The 17,638-nt window shown below is 74.6% G+C and carries 17 protein-coding genes; 11 read left to right on the top strand and 6 right to left on the bottom strand.

Features of this window, described 5'->3' with window-relative positions; translation table 11 throughout:
* The first annotated feature begins 26 nt into the window (after positions 1-26).
* From J0910_RS11510 to J0910_RS11490, 5 genes are all read left to right on the top strand, one after another.
* Positions 27-1,529, top strand: a complete 1,503-nt coding sequence (locus J0910_RS11510) for a leucyl aminopeptidase (protein ID WP_420158496.1) — start codon at positions 27-29, stop codon at positions 1,527-1,529.
* A gap of 99 nt (positions 1,530-1,628) precedes the next feature.
* Entirely contained in the window at positions 1,629-3,005 is a 1,377-nt protein-coding gene (lpdA, locus tag J0910_RS11505) for a dihydrolipoyl dehydrogenase (protein ID WP_017591059.1), read from the top strand.
* 198 nt (positions 3,006-3,203) lie between these two features.
* Positions 3,204-4,604, top strand: a complete 1,401-nt coding sequence (sucB, locus tag J0910_RS11500) for a 2-oxoglutarate dehydrogenase, E2 component, dihydrolipoamide succinyltransferase (protein WP_420158495.1) — start codon at positions 3,204-3,206, stop codon at positions 4,602-4,604.
* Positions 4,605-4,865: 261 nt separating this feature from the next.
* Positions 4,866-5,438 (top strand): 3'-5' exonuclease, encoded by a 573-nt coding sequence (locus J0910_RS11495; protein WP_420158494.1) that lies wholly within the window; start codon positions 4,866-4,868, stop codon positions 5,436-5,438.
* Between the two features lie 53 nt (positions 5,439-5,491).
* Positions 5,492-6,382 (top strand): TIGR01777 family oxidoreductase, encoded by an 891-nt coding sequence (locus J0910_RS11490; RefSeq protein WP_420158493.1) that lies wholly within the window; start codon positions 5,492-5,494, stop codon positions 6,380-6,382.
* 342 nt (positions 6,383-6,724) lie between these two features.
* Here J0910_RS11490 and J0910_RS11485 read toward each other — a convergent pair whose 3' ends face one another.
* Positions 6,725-7,330: a hypothetical protein gene (locus tag J0910_RS11485; protein ID WP_420158492.1), complete on the bottom strand. Its 606-nt coding sequence runs from the start codon at positions 7,328-7,330 to the stop codon at positions 6,725-6,727.
* Positions 7,327-7,962: a hypothetical protein gene (locus J0910_RS11480; protein WP_420158491.1), complete on the bottom strand. Its 636-nt coding sequence runs from the start codon at positions 7,960-7,962 to the stop codon at positions 7,327-7,329. The genes J0910_RS11485 and J0910_RS11480 overlap by 4 nt, the downstream gene beginning before the upstream one ends.
* Positions 7,963-8,169: 207 nt before the next feature.
* Between J0910_RS11480 and lipB the strand changes: the two genes are divergently transcribed.
* The 3 genes from lipB to J0910_RS11465 all read left to right on the top strand — a co-directional run bounded on the left by lipB (position 8,170) and on the right by J0910_RS11465 (position 10,796).
* Positions 8,170-8,898, top strand: a complete 729-nt coding sequence (gene lipB, locus J0910_RS11475) for a lipoyl(octanoyl) transferase LipB (protein WP_420158490.1) — start codon at positions 8,170-8,172, stop codon at positions 8,896-8,898.
* A 70-nt stretch (positions 8,899-8,968) separates the two neighbouring features.
* A complete protein-coding gene (gene lipA / locus J0910_RS11470) occupies positions 8,969-9,913 on the top strand; it encodes a lipoyl synthase (RefSeq protein WP_017591052.1) in 945 nt (314 codons plus the stop codon).
* 157 nt (positions 9,914-10,070) lie between these two features.
* Positions 10,071-10,796, top strand: coding sequence for a DUF4191 domain-containing protein (locus J0910_RS11465; RefSeq protein ID WP_420158489.1), 726 nt, complete (start codon positions 10,071-10,073; stop codon positions 10,794-10,796).
* Positions 10,797-10,896: 100 nt separating this feature from the next.
* On the opposite strand, the gene J0910_RS11460 is transcribed toward J0910_RS11465, so the two are convergent.
* A complete protein-coding gene (locus tag J0910_RS11460) occupies positions 10,897-11,331 on the bottom strand; it encodes an RDD family protein (protein ID WP_420158488.1) in 435 nt (144 codons plus the stop codon).
* Positions 11,332-11,622: 291 nt separating this feature from the next.
* On the opposite strand from J0910_RS11460, the gene glnA reads away from it, so the two are divergent.
* Positions 11,623-13,047 carry a type I glutamate--ammonia ligase gene (gene glnA, locus J0910_RS11455; RefSeq protein ID WP_420158487.1) on the top strand — a complete coding sequence of 475 codons (1,425 nt, stop codon included), beginning with the start codon at positions 11,623-11,625 and terminating at the stop codon, positions 13,045-13,047.
* A 157-nt stretch (positions 13,048-13,204) separates the two neighbouring features.
* On the opposite strand, the gene J0910_RS11450 is transcribed toward glnA, so the two are convergent.
* On the bottom strand, positions 13,205-14,158 hold the full coding sequence (locus J0910_RS11450) for a hypothetical protein (protein WP_420158486.1): 954 nt from the start codon (positions 14,156-14,158) through the stop codon (positions 13,205-13,207).
* Between the two features lie 301 nt (positions 14,159-14,459).
* On the opposite strand from J0910_RS11450, the gene J0910_RS11445 reads away from it, so the two are divergent.
* Positions 14,460-15,362 carry a TIGR03619 family F420-dependent LLM class oxidoreductase gene (locus J0910_RS11445; RefSeq protein ID WP_420158485.1) on the top strand — a complete coding sequence of 301 codons (903 nt, stop codon included), beginning with the start codon at positions 14,460-14,462 and terminating at the stop codon, positions 15,360-15,362.
* Between the two features lie 200 nt (positions 15,363-15,562).
* Positions 15,563-15,994: a hypothetical protein gene (locus tag J0910_RS11440; RefSeq protein ID WP_420158484.1), complete on the top strand. Its 432-nt coding sequence runs from the start codon at positions 15,563-15,565 to the stop codon at positions 15,992-15,994.
* 492 nt (positions 15,995-16,486) lie between these two features.
* Here J0910_RS11440 and J0910_RS11435 read toward each other — a convergent pair whose 3' ends face one another.
* Positions 16,487-16,984 carry a copper chaperone PCu(A)C gene (locus tag J0910_RS11435; RefSeq protein ID WP_420158483.1) on the bottom strand — a complete coding sequence of 166 codons (498 nt, stop codon included), beginning with the start codon at positions 16,982-16,984 and terminating at the stop codon, positions 16,487-16,489.
* Positions 16,984-17,607 carry an SCO family protein gene (locus J0910_RS11430; protein ID WP_420158482.1) on the bottom strand — a complete coding sequence of 208 codons (624 nt, stop codon included), beginning with the start codon at positions 17,605-17,607 and terminating at the stop codon, positions 16,984-16,986. The genes J0910_RS11435 and J0910_RS11430 overlap by 1 nt, the downstream gene beginning before the upstream one ends.
* Positions 17,608-17,638: the final 31 nt, after the last annotated feature.

Below are 17,638 nucleotides of genomic sequence, written 5' to 3'. Positions count from 1 at the left end.
CCCGCATAAGGACTAGCATCGGTCCCGTGAGCACGTCGCTGTCAGTCATTACGGAATCCCCCTGTTCGCTCGACGTCGACGCGGTTGTCGTCGGCTACCACTCCGGAGCCGATGGCCCGGAGCCCGCGTCGGGCGCTCACGATGTCGACGCCGCCTTCACCGGCGGCCTCGCCCGGACCCTGTCGCTGCTGGGGGCGAGCGGCGCCCTTGAGGAGGTGCACAACGTCCCCTCCGGCGGAGCGCTCACCGCTCCGCTCGTCGTCGCCGTCGGCCTCGGCCCCGCCCCCGGGCAGGGCACCGCCCCCGACCCCGACCGCCTGGCCCGCGCGGCCGGCGCCGCGCTGCGCGCGCGGGGCGCCAAGCAGGCCCGCGTCGCCCTGGCGCTGCCCGCCGAGACCGCCGAGCAGGCCGGTGCCGTCGCCACCGGCGCGCTGCTCGGCGACTACTCCTTCACCCGCTACCGCACCGGCGAGGGCGCGGAGAAGGCGGCGGCCGAGGCGCTGCTGCTGGTCTCCGCGGCCGAGGGCGCGGAGCAGGCCGCCGAGCGCGCGCAGACCGTCGCCGACTCGGTCAACCTCACCCGCGACCTGGTCAACACCGCCCCGGCCGACCTGGTCCCCGAGGACCTGGCCGGCGTCGCCGAGGAGGTCGCCCGGGAGACCGGCATGGAGGTGCTGACCCTCACCGAGAAGGAGCTCGCCGAGGGCGGCTACGGCGGCATCCTCGGTGTGGGCCAGGGCTCGGTCAACCCGCCGCGGCTGGTCCGGCTGGCCTACTCCCACCCCGAGGCCTCCTCCACCATCGCCTTCGTCGGCAAGGGCATCACCTTCGACTCCGGCGGCCTGTCGCTCAAGCCGGCCGGGGCGATGGACTGGATGAAGTCCGACATGGGCGGCGCCGCCGCGGTGCTCGCCGCGATGCGCTCGCTGGCCCTGCTCAAGCCGAAGGTGAACGCGGTCGGCTACCTGGCCATCGCGGAGAACATGCCCAGCGGCACCGCGCAGCGCCCCTCCGACGTGCTGACCATGTACGGCGGCAAGACCGTCGAGGTGCTCAACACCGACGCCGAGGGCCGGCTGGTGATGGCGGACGCGCTGGTCCGCGCCCAGGAGGACGAGCCCGACCTGGTCGTGGACGTGGCCACGCTGACCGGCGCGCAGCTGGTCGCGCTGGGCACCCGCGTCTTCGCGGTGATGGCCGGCGACGACGAGACCCGCGAGTCGGTCGCCGCCTCGGCCGCGGCCGCGGGCGAGGCCGCCTGGCCGATGCCGCTCCCCGAGGAGCTGCGCAAGGGCCTGGACTCCGCGGTCGCCGACATCGCCAACGTGGCGGGCGAGCGCTGGGGCGGCATGCTCAGCGCCGGCGTCTTCCTCAAGGAGTTCATCTCCGAGGGGCAGCGCTGGGCCCACCTGGACATCGCCGGGCCCTCCTTCAACCAGGGCGCCCCCTTCGGCTACACGCCCAAGGGCGGCACCGGCTCGGCCACCCGCACCCTGGTGCGGATCGCCGAGGACCTGGCAGAGAACTGAATCACCCGACGCGGCCGGATGAGACACGCATCCGGCCGCGTTGAACCGTCACACCGACGGACGAACACCATCACATCCACACCAAGGAGTGTCCTTCCCGTGAGTGAGAGCGGCGGCACCTTCGACCTCGTCATTCTTGGCGCCGGCAGCGGCGGCTACGCGGCGGCGCTGCGCGCGGCCGAACTGGACATGAGCGTCGCCCTGATCGAGAAAGACAAGCTGGGCGGCACCTGCCTGCACCAGGGCTGCATCCCGACCAAGGCCCTGCTGCACGCCGCCGAGGTCGCCGACTCCGCCAAGGAGAGCGAGAAGTTCGGTGTCAAGGCCAGCTTCGACGGCATCGACATGCCCGCGGTGCACGCCTACAAGGACAAGGTCATCGGCGGCCTGCACAAGGGCCTGACCGGGCTGATCAAGTCCCGCGGCATCACCGTCGTGCAGGGCGAGGGCAAGCTGACCGGCGCCGACGAGGTCACCGTCGACGGCAAGGTCTACAAGGGCCGCAACATCGTCCTGGCCACCGGCTCCCAGCCGAAGACCCTGGGCCTGGACATCGACGGCGAGAAGGTGCTCACCAGCGAGCAGGCCCTGAAGGACGAGCGCGTCCCGTCCTCGGCCGTGGTGCTGGGCGGCGGCGTGATCGGTGTGGAGTTCGCCAGCGTGTGGCGGTCCTTCGGCGCCGAGGTCACCATCGTCGAGGCCCTGCCGCACCTGGTGCCGGTGGAGGAGGAGTCCAGCTCCAAGCTGCTGGAGCGGGCCTTCCGCAAGCGCGGCATCAAGTACGAGCTGGGCACCCCGTTCGAGAGCGTCAAGACCACCGACTCCGGCGTCGTCGTCACCCTCAAGGGCGGCAAGACGCTCGAGGCCGACGTGCTGCTGGTCGCCATCGGCCGCGGCCCGGTCTCCGAGGGCCTGGGCTTCGAGGAGAACGGCGTCCGGATGGAGCGCGGCTTCGTCCAGGTCGACGAGAACCTGCACACCGGTGTCGGCAACGTCTACGCGGTCGGCGACCTCATCCCGACCCTGCAGCTGGCGCACGTCGGCTTCGCCGAGGGCATCTTCGTCGCCGAGCGGATCGCCGGGCTCAACCCGCCGGCCATCGACTACGACGGCGTCCCGCGGATCACCTACAGCGAGCCGGAGGTCGCCTCGGTCGGCATCACCTCGGCCAAGGCCAAGGAGCGCGGACTCGAGATCATCGAGACCAACTACAACCTGGCCGGCAACGGCAAGAGCCAGATCCTGCAGACGCAGGGCGCGGTCAAGATCATCGCCGAGAAGGACGGCCCGGTCCTGGGCGTGCACATGGTCGGCAGCCGCGTCGGCGAGCTGATCGCCGAGGGGCAGCTCATCTACAACTGGGAGGCCCTGCCCGCGGAGGTCGCCCAGCTGATCCACCCGCACCCGACCCAGTCCGAGGCGCTCGGCGAGGCCCACCTCGCCCTGGCGGGCAAGCCGCTGCACGTCCACGACTGACGCACCGAGCGGGGCGGGCCGGCGCCCGCCCCGCCGCCTTTCGCGTCCACCGCTTCCGGGCCGTGTCCGTCCCGGCCGGCGCCGACCGCGTAAGACTCGCCCGCTCCGGGAGCGGGCGAGCCGCTCGGGCCGGGAATCCCCTTCGCCGCCGAGGGGGAGGGTTCACCAAGCTTCTCTGCTTCTTCACGAAGAGGACCCATGCCGACTTCAGTTGAAATGCCAGCCCTGGGCGAGAGCGTCACCGAGGGCACCGTCACCCAGTGGCTGAAGCAGGAGGGGGACACCGTCGAGGCCGACGAGCCGCTGCTCGAAGTCTCTACGGACAAGGTCGACACCGAGATCCCCTCTCCCGTCTCCGGGGTACTGACCAAGATCCTCGTCGCCGAGGATGAGACGGTCGACATCGGCGCCGAGATCGCCGTCATCAGCGAGTCCGGGGAGGCCCCTGCGGAGGAGGGTGCGCCCGCGGCCAAGGAGGCGCAGCCCGAACCGGAGCCCGAGCCCGAGCCCGCCCCGGCCCCCGCCGCGCAGCCGGAGCCCGCTCCGGCGCCGGAGCCCGAGCCCGCCCCGGCCCCCGAGCCGGCCCGCGCCAGCCGCGAGGACCGCACCCCGCCGGTGGACGTGGAGACCATCAGCGGCACCGGCAAGGCGTCCGGCACCGACGCGGTCACCGAGGCCTACGTGACCCCGCTGGTCCGCAAGCTCGCCGCGGAGTACGGCGTCGACCTGTCCTCGGTGCGCGGCACCGGGGTGGGCGGCCGGATCCGCAAGCAGGACGTGCAGGACGCCGCCGCGGCCGCCGCGGAGCAGCGCGCCGCCGCTCCGGCCGCCGCGAAGGCCGCCAAGCCGGCCCCCGGCCCGGTCGACAGCGCGCTGCGCGGGCGCACCGAGAAGATGTCCCCGCTGCGCCGGCACATCGCCGACCAGATGGCGGAGTCGCTGCGCATCTCGGCCGAGGTCACCCAGGTGATCGAGGTCGACATGACCAACATCGCCCGGCTCCACGGCCTGGCCGGCGCCGAGTTCGAGGCCCGGGAGGGCGTCGAGCTGGGCTTCTTCCCGTTCTTCGCGGTGGCCGCCGTGGAGGCGCTCAAGGCCAACCCGAAGCTCAACGCGGTCATCGACAGCGAGAGCTACGAGGTCACCTACCACGACCTGGAGAACCTCTCCATCTCGGTGGACACCGAGCGCGGCCTGCTGGCCCCGGTCATCAAGGACGCCGGCGACCTCAACCTGGGCGGGCTGGCCCGCAAGATCGCCGACCTGAGCGAGCGGGCGCACACCGGCCTGCTCGCCCCGGACGAGCTGAGCGGCGGCACCTTCACCCTGGCCGAGACCGGTGCGGTCGGCGCGCTCTTCGACACGCCCATCATCAACCAGCCGCAGGTGGCGATCCTGAGCACCGGCGCCGTGGTCAAGCGCCCGGTCGTCGTGGAGGACCCGGAGCTGGGCGAGGTCATCGCGGTCCGCTCGATGGCCTACCTGGCGCTCACCCACGACCACCGGCTGATCGACAGCGCCGACGCCGGGCGGTTCCTGCAGACCGTCCGGGAGCGCCTGGAGGAGGGCTCCTTCGAGGCGGAGCTGGGCCTGGTCTGACCGGCCGCGGGGCCCGGGGGCGCACCCCCGGGCCCGGACAGGTCCGGACATGAGGTGGGGCGGCGCCCGAACGGGTGCCGCCCCACCTTGTTACCCCACCATTCACCATCCCCCTGGTGATCCCCATCACCAAAGGTCGGCTCCGGTAGCCGTGCTCCGGCTCCGGATGCCTCCACGGTATGCCGGTGCGGGCCCGCCGCGCAGGCGTTCGGCGGAAAAACCCGGTGCGGACCGGGCGCCGCCCGCCTAGGCTCGTCCGCCGTGAAGAGGAGACTGCTGAACGTCGTCGATGTCGAGGCGACCTGCTGGGAGGGGTCCCCGCCGCCCGGCCAGGTCAGCGAGATCATCGAGATCGGGCTGGCCGTGGTCGACCTGAAGGCCGGGGAGCGGGTCTCCCGGCACCGGATCACGGTCCGCCCGGCGCGCTCCTCGGTCAGCGCGTTCTGCACCGAGCTGACCGGGATCACCCCGGCCGAGGCGGAGAGCGGCGCGGACTTCGCCGAGGCCTGCCGGATCCTGGCCGCCGAGCACCGGGCCGGCGCCCTGCCCTGGGCCTCCTGGGGCGACTACGACCGCCTCCAGTTCGAGCGGCAGTGCGCGGCGACCGGCGCCCCCTACCCGTTCGGGAGCCGGCACACCAACGCCAAGGCGCTCTTCAACCAGGTACACGGCCTGCGGAGGCGCACCGGCATGGCGCAGGCGCTGCGCGTCGCCGGGCTCCCGCTGGAGGGGCGGCACCACCGGGGCGAGGACGACGCGTGGAACATCGCCGCCCTGGTGCTCTCGCTGAACGCCCGGGGCGCCTGGCGCACCGGGCCGCCGCCCGCGCCGTGATCGGCGGCCCGGAACGGGCATACAGGCCGGAGAGGCGAACACGGAGGGCCAGGATGAAGATCGCGATCTCCGGGGCGAGCGGGCTGATCGGGTCGGCGCTCGGCCGGGCGCTGACCGAGGACGGGCACGAGGTGGTGCACCTGGTGCGGCGGCCGGCCCGCACCCTCGCCGAGGCGCGCTGGGACCCGGTCGGCGGCACCGTGGACACCGGTCCGCTCTCCGGCGCGGACGCCGTGGTGCACCTGGCCGGCGCGCCGCTCGGCCCGGCCCGGTGGACCCGGGCCCGCAAGGCGGCCATCCGGGGCAGCCGGGTCCGCGGGACGCGCGTGCTGGCCGAGGCGCTGGCCCGGATGGACCGGCCGCCGGCCCGGCTGGTCTGCGGTTCGGCGGTGGGCTACTACGGCGACACCGGGGGCGAGCCGGTCGGCGAGGACGGGCCGCACGGCACGGGCTTCCTCGCCGACGTGGTCCGCGACTGGGAGGCGGCGGCCGCCCCGGCCGCCGAGGCCGGGATCCCGGTGGCCCACTCCCGCACCGGGGTGGTGCTGTCCGCCTCCGGCGGGCTGCTGGGGACGGTGCTCCCGCTGTTCCGGCTGGGGCTCGGCGCCCGGCTCGGCTCCGGTGCGCAGTACATGAGCTGGATCAGCCTGGACGACGAGGTGGCGGGGCTCCGCTTCCTGGTGGAGCACCCCGAGATCACCGGCCCGGTGAACCTCTGCGCCCCGGAGCCGGTCACCAACGCCGCCTACACCGAGGCCGTCGCGCGTGCGCTGCGGCGGCCGGCGGTCCTGGCCGTCCCCGGCTTCGCGATCCGCGCCGCCCTGGGCGGCTTCGCCGACGAGGCGGCCCTGGTCGACCAGCGGGCCGTCCCCGACCGCCTCACCGCGGCCGGCTTCTCCTTCCGCCACCCCGACATCGACAGCGCCCTGGCCGACCTGTTCTGACCTGGACGGGACGCCCCTCGGCCCGGCCCCACCGGAGCGGCGGCCGCCCCGGCGGCCCCGCCCGGTCCGCCTTCCAGGCCCGGCACGCTCGGCACCGGATCCCCGCGGGGGAAGGGGCGCGGGCGGCGCGGCGGCCGCACCCCGGGCGCAGGCGGGACGCGGCCCCTCCGCGGTTCGCGGCGCCGGCGGCGGGAGGCGGATCCCCTGTCGTTCCGGGGAGGTCCCGGACCGGTGACCGGCCCCGCCCCTTCCGCCCGGAGCGGTGCGTGCTCCCGGCGGCCCCGCGCGCGGCGGCGTGCGGGGCGGCGTGCGGGGCGGCCGCCCGTCGCCCCGGGGGCCGGGTCAGGGGTGCCCGTCCAGGAGCCGGTCGATGAAGGCGCGGTACTCGCGCAGGGTGAGGCGGAGGGTCTCGGTGTCCGGGTCGGCCGGGGTCTGCCAGGCGCCGCGCAGTGCGGTGCGGCGGGCCTGGATGCCGGCGATGACCGCGGCGGTGACCTCCTCGGCGAGGTCGTCGGCGTCGCGGACGGAGAGCCCCGGGTCGTCGACGAAGCCGCCCTGCACCTCCCGCCAGCGGGCCCGGATCCCGGGGGCGTCGATCCCCGGGCCGGCGGGCGCCCGGGGCGGCGGGACCGGTGCGGGCGCCCGCTCCGCCGCCGGCTCGGCCTCCGGGTCCTCCACCGGCTCGTCCGGGGGCGGCTGCGGGGCCGCGGGCGGCCGCTCCGCGCCCTGCACCCCGTGTTCCGGCTCCGGTTCCGGTTCCCGCTCGGCGGCGGGCACCGGTTCCTCCGGGGCGGTCCGCGGCGGCACCGGCCGCGAGCGGGCCGCCTCCGCCGAGCGCCGCCGCTCGCGGATCCGGAAGTCCCAGCGCGCCTCGCGCCGCTCGCGCTCGGCCGCGTCCTGCGCCTCCGCCCCGGGGGCCTCCCCCGCCTGCCGCTCTTCCCGCTTCACCGCGTCCCTTCCTCTCCTGCTCCGCCCGCTCCGTCCGCCGCTCCGCGCAGGCCGGCGCCGTCCGCTCCGCGCGGGCGGGGCGCGTCCCCGCCCTCCGGCCGCCCCGGTACCGGATCGATGCCGCCCAGCAGCCCGGCGAGGAGGCCGCGGAAGCCGACCATCGCCTCCCTGAGCTCCTCCGTCCCTGCGCCGCCCTCCCGGTCCCGGCGGACGGTGCCGCAGGCCCGCCGGTAGCCGCCGATCTCGTGCGGGTGGTCGACGGAGAGGTCGTCCTCCCGCCGCTCGCCGTCCGGGTAGCCGCGCTCGGTCGCGGCCTTCTCGACGAGGCGGTGCGCGGCGCGGACCGCCTCCGAGGGGTCGTCGACGAAGCCCCGCTGGATCCCGGCCCAGGCCTCGGCGTGCGCCGCGCGCCGCTCGGCGGTGAGGGGCCGGACCTCGATCCCGGCCCGGCGCCGCCGGCGGCGGGCCAGCTCGCGCCGGGCCGCGCGCTCGCCGCCGGCCCGGACGGCCCGGTCGTACTCGGGCCCGAAGCGCTCGGCGAGGGCTCTGCCGCGCCGCGCCCCGGCGGCCCATAGCGCGACGGCGACGACGGCCGCCGCGGCGAGCGCGGCGAGGACGGCTCCGGTGACCACGCGGCACCTCCTGCGGCCCCGGGGAGGAGGCGGGGCTCGCAACGTCCATTGCCGCCCGCGGCCGCGGCCAAACGGGAACGGCCCGCCCCGGCCACCGGCCGGCGGCGAACATCCCGGTGGAACGGTTTATTCCGCCCCTTTTCCGGCGGGGTGGCCTGCATCACCCGGCAGCGACCGGCGAGTGTCCCAGGCTTTAAGGTGGGATGTATGAGTGAGCTCGTCTTCGCGTGGCTCGGTGACGATCCGGTCCCCTACCAGGAGGGCTGGGATCTCCAGAAGCGACTCCACCAGAGCCGTGTCGCCGACCTCATCCCCGACACCGTGCTGCTGCTCCAGCACGAGCCCGTCTACACGGCGGGCAAGCGCACCGGCGAGTGGGACCGCCGGCAGACCGTTCCCGGCACCCCCATCGTCGACATCGACCGCGGGGGCAAGATCACCTGGCACGGTCCGGGGCAGCTCACCGGCTACCCCATGGTCAAGCTGGCCGACCCGATCGACGTCGTCGCCTACGTCCGGATGCTGGAGGAGGCGATGATCCGCACCATCGCCGAGTACGGCCTGGCCGGGCGGCGGATCGAGGGCAAGACCGGGGTGTGGCTGGACGCCGACCCCGGGCGGGGCCTGATCGAGCGGAAGATCGGCGCGATCGGCTGCCGGATCTCCCGCGGGGTGGGTATGCACGGGTTCGCCCTCAACTGCGACAATGACCTCTCGTGGTTCCAGAGGATCGTCCCGTGCGGCATCCCGTCCGGCGAGGGGGATGTCACCAGCATCTCCCGCGAGGTCGGCCGGGACGTGACCGTGGCCGAAGTGCTGCCCGCCGTGGAGCGGCACCTGGCCGACGTGCTCGGTGCGACCGGCCGCAGCCGCAGCGACGGGGTTCCGGCGCACTTCCCCGGGGCCGCCGCCCCGGTGGAGTCGGCCTCCGCCTGACCCCGACGCCCTCCGGCGTACCGGCACGACGACGACCTCCCCACAAGGGACGAGGAAAGGAAGGGTCCGCGTGACCATCGCTCCCGAGGGGCGCAAGCTGCTGCGGATCGAGGCCCGCAACAGCCAGACCCCCATCGAGAAGAAGCCGCCCTGGATCAAGATCAAGGCGAAGATGGGCCCGGAGTACACCGAGCTCCACTCGCTGGTGAAGAAGCAGGGCCTGCACACCGTCTGCCAGGAGGCCGGCTGCCCCAACATCTACGAGTGCTGGGAGGACCGCGAGGCCACCTTCCTGATCGGCGGCGACCAGTGCACCCGGCGGTGCGACTTCTGCCAGATCGCCACCGGCAAGCCGACCGCCCTGGACCGGATGGAGCCGACCAAGGTCGCCCGGTCGGTGCAGACCATGGAGCTGCGCTACGCCACGGTCACCGGTGTGGCCCGGGACGACCTGGAGGACGGCGGGGCGTGGCTGTACGCCGAGACGGTCCGCAAGATCCACGAGTTCAACCCCGGCACCGGCGTCGAGCTGCTGATCCCCGACTTCAACGCCGACCCCGACCAGCTGGCCGAGGTGTTCGGCTCGCGGCCGGAGGTGCTGGCGCACAACGTGGAGACGGTGCCGCGGATCTTCAAGCGGATCCGGCCCGGCTTCCGCTATGAGCGCTCGCTGGAGGTGATCACCCGCGCCCGCGAGGACGGCCTGGTCACCAAGTCCAACCTGATCCTGGGCATGGGCGAGGAGCGCGAGGAGATCTCCCAGGCCATGCGGGACCTGCACGAGGCCGGCTGCGACCTGCTCACCATCACCCAGTACCTGCGCCCCTCCAAGCTGCACCACCCGATCGACCGGTGGGTCAAGCCGGAGGAGTTCGTGGAGCTGGCCGCCGAGGCCGAGGAGATCGGCTTCGCCGGGGTGATGTCCGGACCGCTGGTCCGCTCCTCCTACCGGGCCGGCCGGCTGTACCGGCAGGCCGCGGAGAAGCGCGGCCTGGACGTGGCCGCGAAGCTCTGACCTGCGTTCGAACCGGATCTCCGGGCCGTCCCGGACACGGGGGCGGCCCGGGGGCCGGCGCCGCCGAAGGGACGAAGGCGGCAAAGTAATCAAGCTGAAACGGCGGCCGTCGGCCGCCGTTTCACGTCCGCTCGTCCGTTCCCCATATCCTGGAAGCATGGCGAAGAAGCCCAAGGAAACCAAGACGCCCCAGGCCACCGACGCCGCCGGGCAGAAGAAGCCGGGCCGGTTCAAGCAGATCGGCATGGTCGCCAAGGTCGTCCACCAGCAGAGCCCGAAGAGCATCCCGATCGCGGTGGCGATCTTCCTCGGGATCGTGGCGCTCTCCGTGGTCGGCGCCGTCCTCACCGGCGGCTGGCTCTACTGGATGAGCCTGGGCGTCCCGATCGGCTTCCTCGCCGGGTTCATCTTCTTCACCCGCTCGGCCCAGAAGATCCAGTACAAGATGCTGGACGGGCAGCTCGGCGCGGGCATGGCGGTGCTGGAGAACATGCGCGGCGACTGGACCGTGGACCCCGGCGTCGGCGCCACCCGGCAGATGGACGTGGTGCACCGGGTCGTCGGCCGCCCCGGCATCGTCCTGGTCGGCGAGGGCGACCCGAACCGGCTCCGCAAGGTCATCGGCGCGGAGAAGAAGCGCGTCGCCCGGGTGGCCTACAACATGCCCATCTACGACGTGGTCGTGGGCAACGGCGAGGACCAGGTCAAGATCGGCGACCTGCAGAAGCACATGATGAAGCTGCCGCGGAACCTGGACAAGACCGAGGTCGCCGAGGTCCGCTACCGGCTCCGCGCACTGCCCGCCTCGGCGCAGATGCCCAAGGGGCCGATGCCCAAGGGCGTCAAGATGCCGAAGGGGCCCAAGGCGCAGGGACGGGGCTGAGGCCCCGGCCGAGCTTCTCGCCATACACGTGACGACGGCGCCGCCCGGATCCGATCCGGGCGGCGCCGTTCCGCGTCCGCCGCCCCGCGGGGCGGCGGGGTCACAGCCGCCGGCTGACCGTGCCGGCCGCCCGGTCGTGCAGGCCGCGCTGGTCCCGGTCGTAGACGACGGCCGGGATGACCAGGCAGAGCAGGGCGGTGCGGATGACCACCGCCAGCGGCCACGGGAAGCCGCGCTCGCCGGTGGCGGCGAGCCCGATCCCGGTGATCCGCTTGCCCAGGGTGGTGCCGAACAGGCAGAGCAGCACCGCCGTCATCAGCGCGAAGACCAGGACCGGGGCCCACTGCTCGCGCTGCGGGTCCGCGCCGAGCAGGCCGTAGGCCAGGGCCAGGCTGAGGGCCCAGTCCAGGGCGAGGGCCAGCAGCCTGCGCCCCACGCCGGGGACCGACCCCGGCCCCGTCTCCGGCATCCCCAGCCGGTTCCCCCGGTAGGCGAAGGCGTCGTCGCCCGCTCCGGTCTCGCGTTCTCTCTCCATGAGGACAACGGTATCGGCGCCGCGCAGGCCCCTGTTCCGGGCTTCCCTCCGGGCCCCGGCCGCACCCTCCGCCGTGCCCGTTTTCACTGCTCGGCGGGGGTTCATCCGGACACGCCCGGATCGGCGGCGAAAACCCCGGGGAGCGTAACGCGGAGGAAACATTGGAGACATTGCCAAGAAACGGCCTGGTCATAGCTTCGGGACCGTGGCCGGAGAGGTGGCGCGGACAGCGAAGTCCCGACGACGGAGCCCACCCGCGGGCCGCTTCTCACATCTGCTCGGAGGTATGTCTTGTTCAGCAGCGCCGATGAGGCCCTCGCCTTCATCCGCAACGAGGACGTGAAGTTCCTCGACGTCCGGTTCACCGACCTCTTCGGTGGCGTCAACCACGTCACGCTCCCGGTGGAGAACGTCGACGAGGACACGTTCACCAAGGGCCAGATGTTCGACGGCTCCTCGATCCGCGGCTTCCAGGCCATCCACGAGTCGGACATGCTGCTCCTGCCCGACCTGAGCACCGCCGTCCTGGACCCGTTCCGCGAGTTCAAGACGCTGAACATGACCTTCTTCGTGCACGACCCGCTGACGCTGGAGTCCTACAGCCGGGACCCGCGCAACGTGGCCCGCAAGGCCGAGGCGTTCCTGAAGAGCACCGGCATCGCCGACACCGCCTTCTTCGGCCCCGAGGCCGAGTTCTACATCTTCGACGACGTCCGGTTCGAGACCAGGGCCAACGCCGGCTTCTACCAGATCGACTCGATCGAGGGCGCCTGGAACACCGGCTCCGCACAGGACGGCGGCAACCTGGGCTACCGCCCCCGCTACAAGGGCGGCTACTTCCCGGTCGAGCCGGTCGACCACTACAGCGACCTGCGCTCCCGGATGGTCCGCAACCTGATCGACGCGGGCCTGGAGGTCGAGCTCCAGCACCACGAGGTCGGCACCGCCGGCCAGGCCGAGATCGGCATCAAGTTCGGCACCCTCCTCCAGGAGGCCGACCGGGTGCAGCTCTACAAGTACATCGTGAAGAACACGGCCAACGCCGCCGGCAAGACCGTGACCTTCATGCCGAAGCCGCTCTTCGGCGACAACGGCTCGGGCATGCACTGCCACCAGAGCCTGTGGAAGGACGGCGAGCCGCTCTTCTTCGACGAGTCCGGCTACGCCCAGCTCTCCGACACCGCCCGGTACTACATCGGCGGCCTGCTCAAGCACGCCGACGCGCTGCTGGCCTTCACCAACCCGACGGTCAACTCCTACCACCGCCTGGTTCCCGGCTACGAGGCCCCGATCAACCTGGTCTACTCCCAGCGCAACCGCTCGGCCTGCATCCGCATCCCGCTGACCGGCCCGAGCCCCAAGGCCAAGCGCCTGGAGTTCCGCGTCCCGGACCCGTCGGCCAACCCCTACCTGGCCTTCTCCGCCATGCTGATGGCCGGCATCGACGGCGTGAAGAACAAGATCGAGCCGCCGGAGCCGCTGGACAAGGACCTCTACGAGCTGCCCCCGGCGGAGGCCGCCGCGGTCAAGACCGTGCCCGCCTCCCTGGAGGCCGCGCTGGACGCGCTGGAGGCCGACCACGAGTTCCTCCTCGAGGGCGGCGTCTTCACCTCGGACCTGATCGAGACCTACGTCGACTTCAAGCGCACCGAGGAGATCGACTCCCTGCGGCTCCGCCCGCACCCGCGCGAGTTCGAGCTCTACTACGACATCTAAGAGCACCGCGGGTCGGAGCGGCCGCCATCGCCGCTGAAGACCGGCTGCGGGCCGCCGGCCGCCGCTCGGGCGCGCCGGCGGCCCTTCGCGCTTTCCAGGGCCGCCCCGCGTCCCGGGAGCCGGCTCCCGGGACGCGCCCCGCGCCCGGTCGGCCGGGTCAGCCCCGGGGTCCGGGCAGCCCCGGCCCCGCTTCGGCGGTGAGGGCGTCGCGGAGCCGCCGGTAGCCGGGCGCCGCCCGGCGCAGGCCCGCCGCGAGCCCTTCGTCGTCCCCGGTGGCCAGGGGGTACTGCAGGGCCCCCACGGCCCGGGCCTGCCCGTCCGCGGCGGCCGCGGCCCTCTCCAGGCCGATCAGGGACAGGCAGCCGGCCGCGTCGGCGAGCCGCCGGGCGCCGAGGCGGACGCCGAACTCCGCCAGCAGGTCGCGCACCCGCGCGTCGAGGCCCTGCTCGACCTGCGCGGCCAGGGCTTCGAGCGCCGCCGCCCCGCCGAGCGTCCCCCGGGGCACCGGCCGGTCGCCGGGCCCGTCCAGCCACCGGACCGCGCCCGGCAGCGAGGCGCGCAGCGCGGCGGCCGGGTCCGCGGCGCGCTCTTCGGTGAAGCCGGCCCGCATCACGTACGGCTCGCCGGTGTAGTCGACCGACTCCGCCCGCCAGGCGCCGGCGAACGCCCGGGCCGGCAGGGTGGCGTAGGGGTGGCCGTGCGGGTCGTGCAGCAGCACGGTGCCGGCGTCGGCCGCGAGGACCACGGCGTAGTGGTCCCCTTCGCCGGGGGACGGGGTGCCGGGCCGGTAGAGCAGCAGCCCCATGTCGACCGGCCCGGCCAGGACGGGGCCGCGCGCGCACGCCGCGCGCAGCCGCGCCAGGGCCTCCTCCGCGGTCCCTCCGGCGCTCCGCTCGCAGGACCATCCGAGCAGCCCGATGGCGGTGTCCAGGCCGATCTCCGGGTCCCAGCCGCAGGGGTCGAAGAACGGCAGGGCCCCGCCGATCAGCTGGGCGCCGAACGGTGAGCCGGTCAGCGTCTCGACGATGCCCGGCGGAGGGGCGGAGGGTCCGATCACCATCCGCAGGGAGTGCGTGTAGCAGTAGGGGCCGGAGCCGGTGTAGGCGGGCATGCGGGTCCTTCGGTCGGCCGGCGGGCCGGAGCGGGCCGAACGCGCCGGCCGGCTCCGGGACCGCCGGCGGCGGACGTGGCGCTCCCCAGTGCAGGGCATGACACGGTGGCAGGGTCAAGCGGGCCGGGCGGCCCCTTCCCGGCCGGGGGCGTGCCGCTCCGCCGCCCCGCCCCGCGCGCCTCGGCACCTCCTCCGCAGGCCGCGCCGGCGGGCCGCCGGGGCGCGGGGCCCGCCGGGCGGGCGGCCGGGCGCCGCGCGTACGGTTGCCGCGTACGGTAACCGGATCACCGAGGAGAGTCACATGCGACTGGGATTCGCCCTCCCCCAGTTCGGCGCCGCCGCGCACCGGCCGGAGGAGGCCGCGCGGTTCGCCCGGGAGGCGGAGGGGATGGGGGCGGCCAGCCTGTGGGCCGGCGACCGGCTGCTCGCCCCGGTGCACCCGAGCGTCGGCTACGGCGGCTCGGACGCCCTGCCGCCGCAGTTCCGCTCGGCGCTCGACCCGTTCGTGCTGCTGACGGCCGCCGCAGGCGCGACGGAGCGGGCGCTTCTGGGCACCAGCGTGCTCAACGCCCCGTGGTACCCGCCGGCGCTGCTCGCGCGCTCGCTCACCGCGATCGACCGGATCAGCGGCGGCCGCCTCCTCCCCGGCCTGGGCACCGGCTGGTCGCCGGAGGAGTACCGGGCCGCCGGGGTGCCGATGGGCGAGCGCGGCCGGCGCCTGGACGAGTGCCTGGACGCGCTGGAAGAGCTCTGGTCCGACGGTCCGGCCGAGTACCGGGGCGAGCTGTGGGAGGTCCCGGAGAGCCACGTCGACCTCAAACCGGTCCAGCGGCCCCGCCCGCCGATCTACCTGGGCGCCTTCGCCCCCGCTGCGCTGCGGCGGGTGGCCCGGCGGGCGGACGGCTGGCTCCCGGTGGCGGTGCTGCCCGGGCGCGCCGACCCCGTCGAGGCGGTGGCCGGGCCGCTGGCCGCCATCCGCGAGGAGGCCGCCCGGCAGGGGCGCGACCCGTCGGCCGTCGGCGCGGTCCTGCGGATCAACGCCGCGCCGTCCGTCTCGGTGTCGGAGATCGCCGAGGCCGCGCTCGCCGCCGAGCAGGAGGCCGGGGTGGAGCACGCCTTCGTCGACCTGATGTACCTCACCGAGGACACCGACCGGATGCTGGAGCTGGCCGACCGGCTCTTGGAGAAGACCGGCGCGCGGTGACCCCGGTTCCGCCGGCCGTCCCGCGGCGTCCCGGGGTTGGCCGCCGCCCCGAGGGGTGAGAACGGAGATATGGGGCGTCCCGGACGCGCCGCGCGGCGGCCGCGCCCGGGACGCCCTCCGCGGAACGGGACGGCCCGGCCGGCGCGGAGGCCGGGCCCGAGCAGGGGCCCGCCCCCGGGCCCCGCTGAGGCGGGCGTCGCATGCACTACCACGGCTATCTCTGGCAGGGGTCCGGGGAGGAGCGGCAGTACCGGGTCCCGGAGACCTACCCCGACCACCCCGCTTTCGGGCTGTCGCCGCTGCCGCCGCAGCGGGTCTGCTGGTGGCTGCTGAAGCCGGCGTCGATGGTCGAGGGGACCTGGGAGGAGCCCGCCGAGGCCGTCGCCTGGCTGGCGGCCCGGTACGAGGCGGTCTTCCCCCGGATCCGGACCGAGCGGCCGGACTGGTACGCGCCGCGGGCCCGGAGGGGCTTCTGGCTGGACTCCCTGGGCCGGGGCACCGACCTGGTGTGCGCGCACTGGCTGCAGGACGGCGACGGGTTCACCGCCGCGGTGGTCTGCTGCCCCAACCGCTGGGAGGACCTCCCCTGCCCGGTCACCGGCGCCCCGGCCCCGCCCGCCGAGCGGATGTGACCGCCCCTGCGGTCCGGGCGCCGCGCCTGCTCTCCGGCGCCCGGGCGGCCGAGCGGGTGCCGCGGTGGGGCGGGACCGCTCCGTGCGGTGTGCGACCCGGTGGTCCCACCGCACCGGAGGTCTTCGCCGTCGACCAAGGCCTGCCGTCGACGGCGTCCGTGTTCATCGCGGCCGGAGCGGGCGGCGCCCCGGCGGCCGGACCGCCGCGGTGAGGCGTCCTGACCGGGCCGGGCGCGATCGCGATGGCGGGGAGGAGGGCCGCGGCGGCGGAACGGGGACCGGCGGGGCGGTGCGCCCCGCGCGGGGCCGACGGAGCCGCTCTCCTCGGCGGGGTGCGCCGCAGGGCGCTCGGGGCCGTGCCGATGGCGCTGGAGGAACCGGCCGCTCGGAGGCGGGGCCGGCGTTCCTGCCGGTCCGCCGCCCGCGCGGTCCCGGTCCAGGCCCCGGGAGCGCACGGGCGGCGGTGCCGGCGGCCGTCGGCGCGGCCGGCCGTCAGCCTCCGTGGCCGGAGTGGTCCATGTCCTCCATGCCGCCCCCGCCGGTGCCGCCCATCACGTCCTCCACCTCGGCGTCGACGGTGACGTCGCCGGACTCGGCGAAGGAGAGGGTGAGCCGCACCGTGTCACCCGCCTCCAGCCCGTCGGGCTCCATCAGCATCAGGTGCATCCCCCCGGAGGCGAACTCGACGCTCTCGCCCGCGCGGACCGGGACCTCGTAGCGCTGCTCCATGGAGGTGGTGCCGTCCTCCTCCACGGTGGCGTGCATCTGGACCTCCTCCGCCGCGTCGGTGGCGACGCCGGTCAGGATGTCGTCGGCGCCGCCGGTGTTCTCGACCGTCAGGTAGCCGGCGGTGACGCCGGGGTTGCTGGGCACCCGGACGGTGGCGCCGGTCGCGGTGATCTCCGGGGCCCCGCCGGAGCAGCCGGCCAGCAGGGCCGCGGCCAGGGCGGCGGCCGCCGCGGCGGCGGTGCGGGCGGTGGCGGCGGGCATCAGGCGCCCTCCGCTTCCAGCAGCGAACCGAGGTCCTCGGCGATGGCGTCCGGGCCGGTCTGGTAGCGCCACATCAGCTCCGACTCGCCCTCCGGGGAGAAGAGCAGCACCTGGCTGCCGTGGCCGACCTGGTAGTCGCCCTCCCGGTCCTCCTTCTCCGGCCGGTCCAGGGAGATGCCCAGCTCCGCGGCGGCGGCGTCGGTGGTCTCCAGGTCGCCGCTGAGCCCGGTGAAGGAGGGGTCGAAGCTGCTCAGCCACATGTCGAGCAGCTCCGGGTCGTCCCGGTCCGGGTCGGCGGTCACGAAGACCACGTTGAGCCGGTCCCGCTCCGCCTCGTCCAGCTCCGCGACGGCCTGCGCCATGTCGGCCATGGTCGTCGGGCAGATGTCCGGGCAGTTGGTGAAGCCGAAGAAGACCGCGGTGTAGGCGCCGGCCGAGTCCTCCTTGAGGTTGTACTCCTCGCCCTTGGAGTCGGTGAAGTCGGCGTCGGGCAGGGTGAAGGCGCCCTTCACCTCGCTGCCGTTGTAGGGGGAGTCGTCGCCGGTGGCGGCCTGCGGGCCGCAGCCGGCCAGCAGGACGGCCGCCGCCGCGCCCGCCGCGGCGGTGGTCAGGGTTGTGCGCATGCTCGTTCTCTCGTGCTCGTGCGGGCGCGCC

This window comes from Nocardiopsis oceanisediminis, from assembly GCF_048595525.1.
Classification (GTDB): Bacteria; Actinomycetota; Actinomycetes; order Streptosporangiales; family Streptosporangiaceae; genus Nocardiopsis_A; species Nocardiopsis_A oceanisediminis.
The sequence above is the reverse complement of the archived record's forward strand: the minus strand, read 5'-3'. Positions and strand labels throughout refer to the sequence as shown.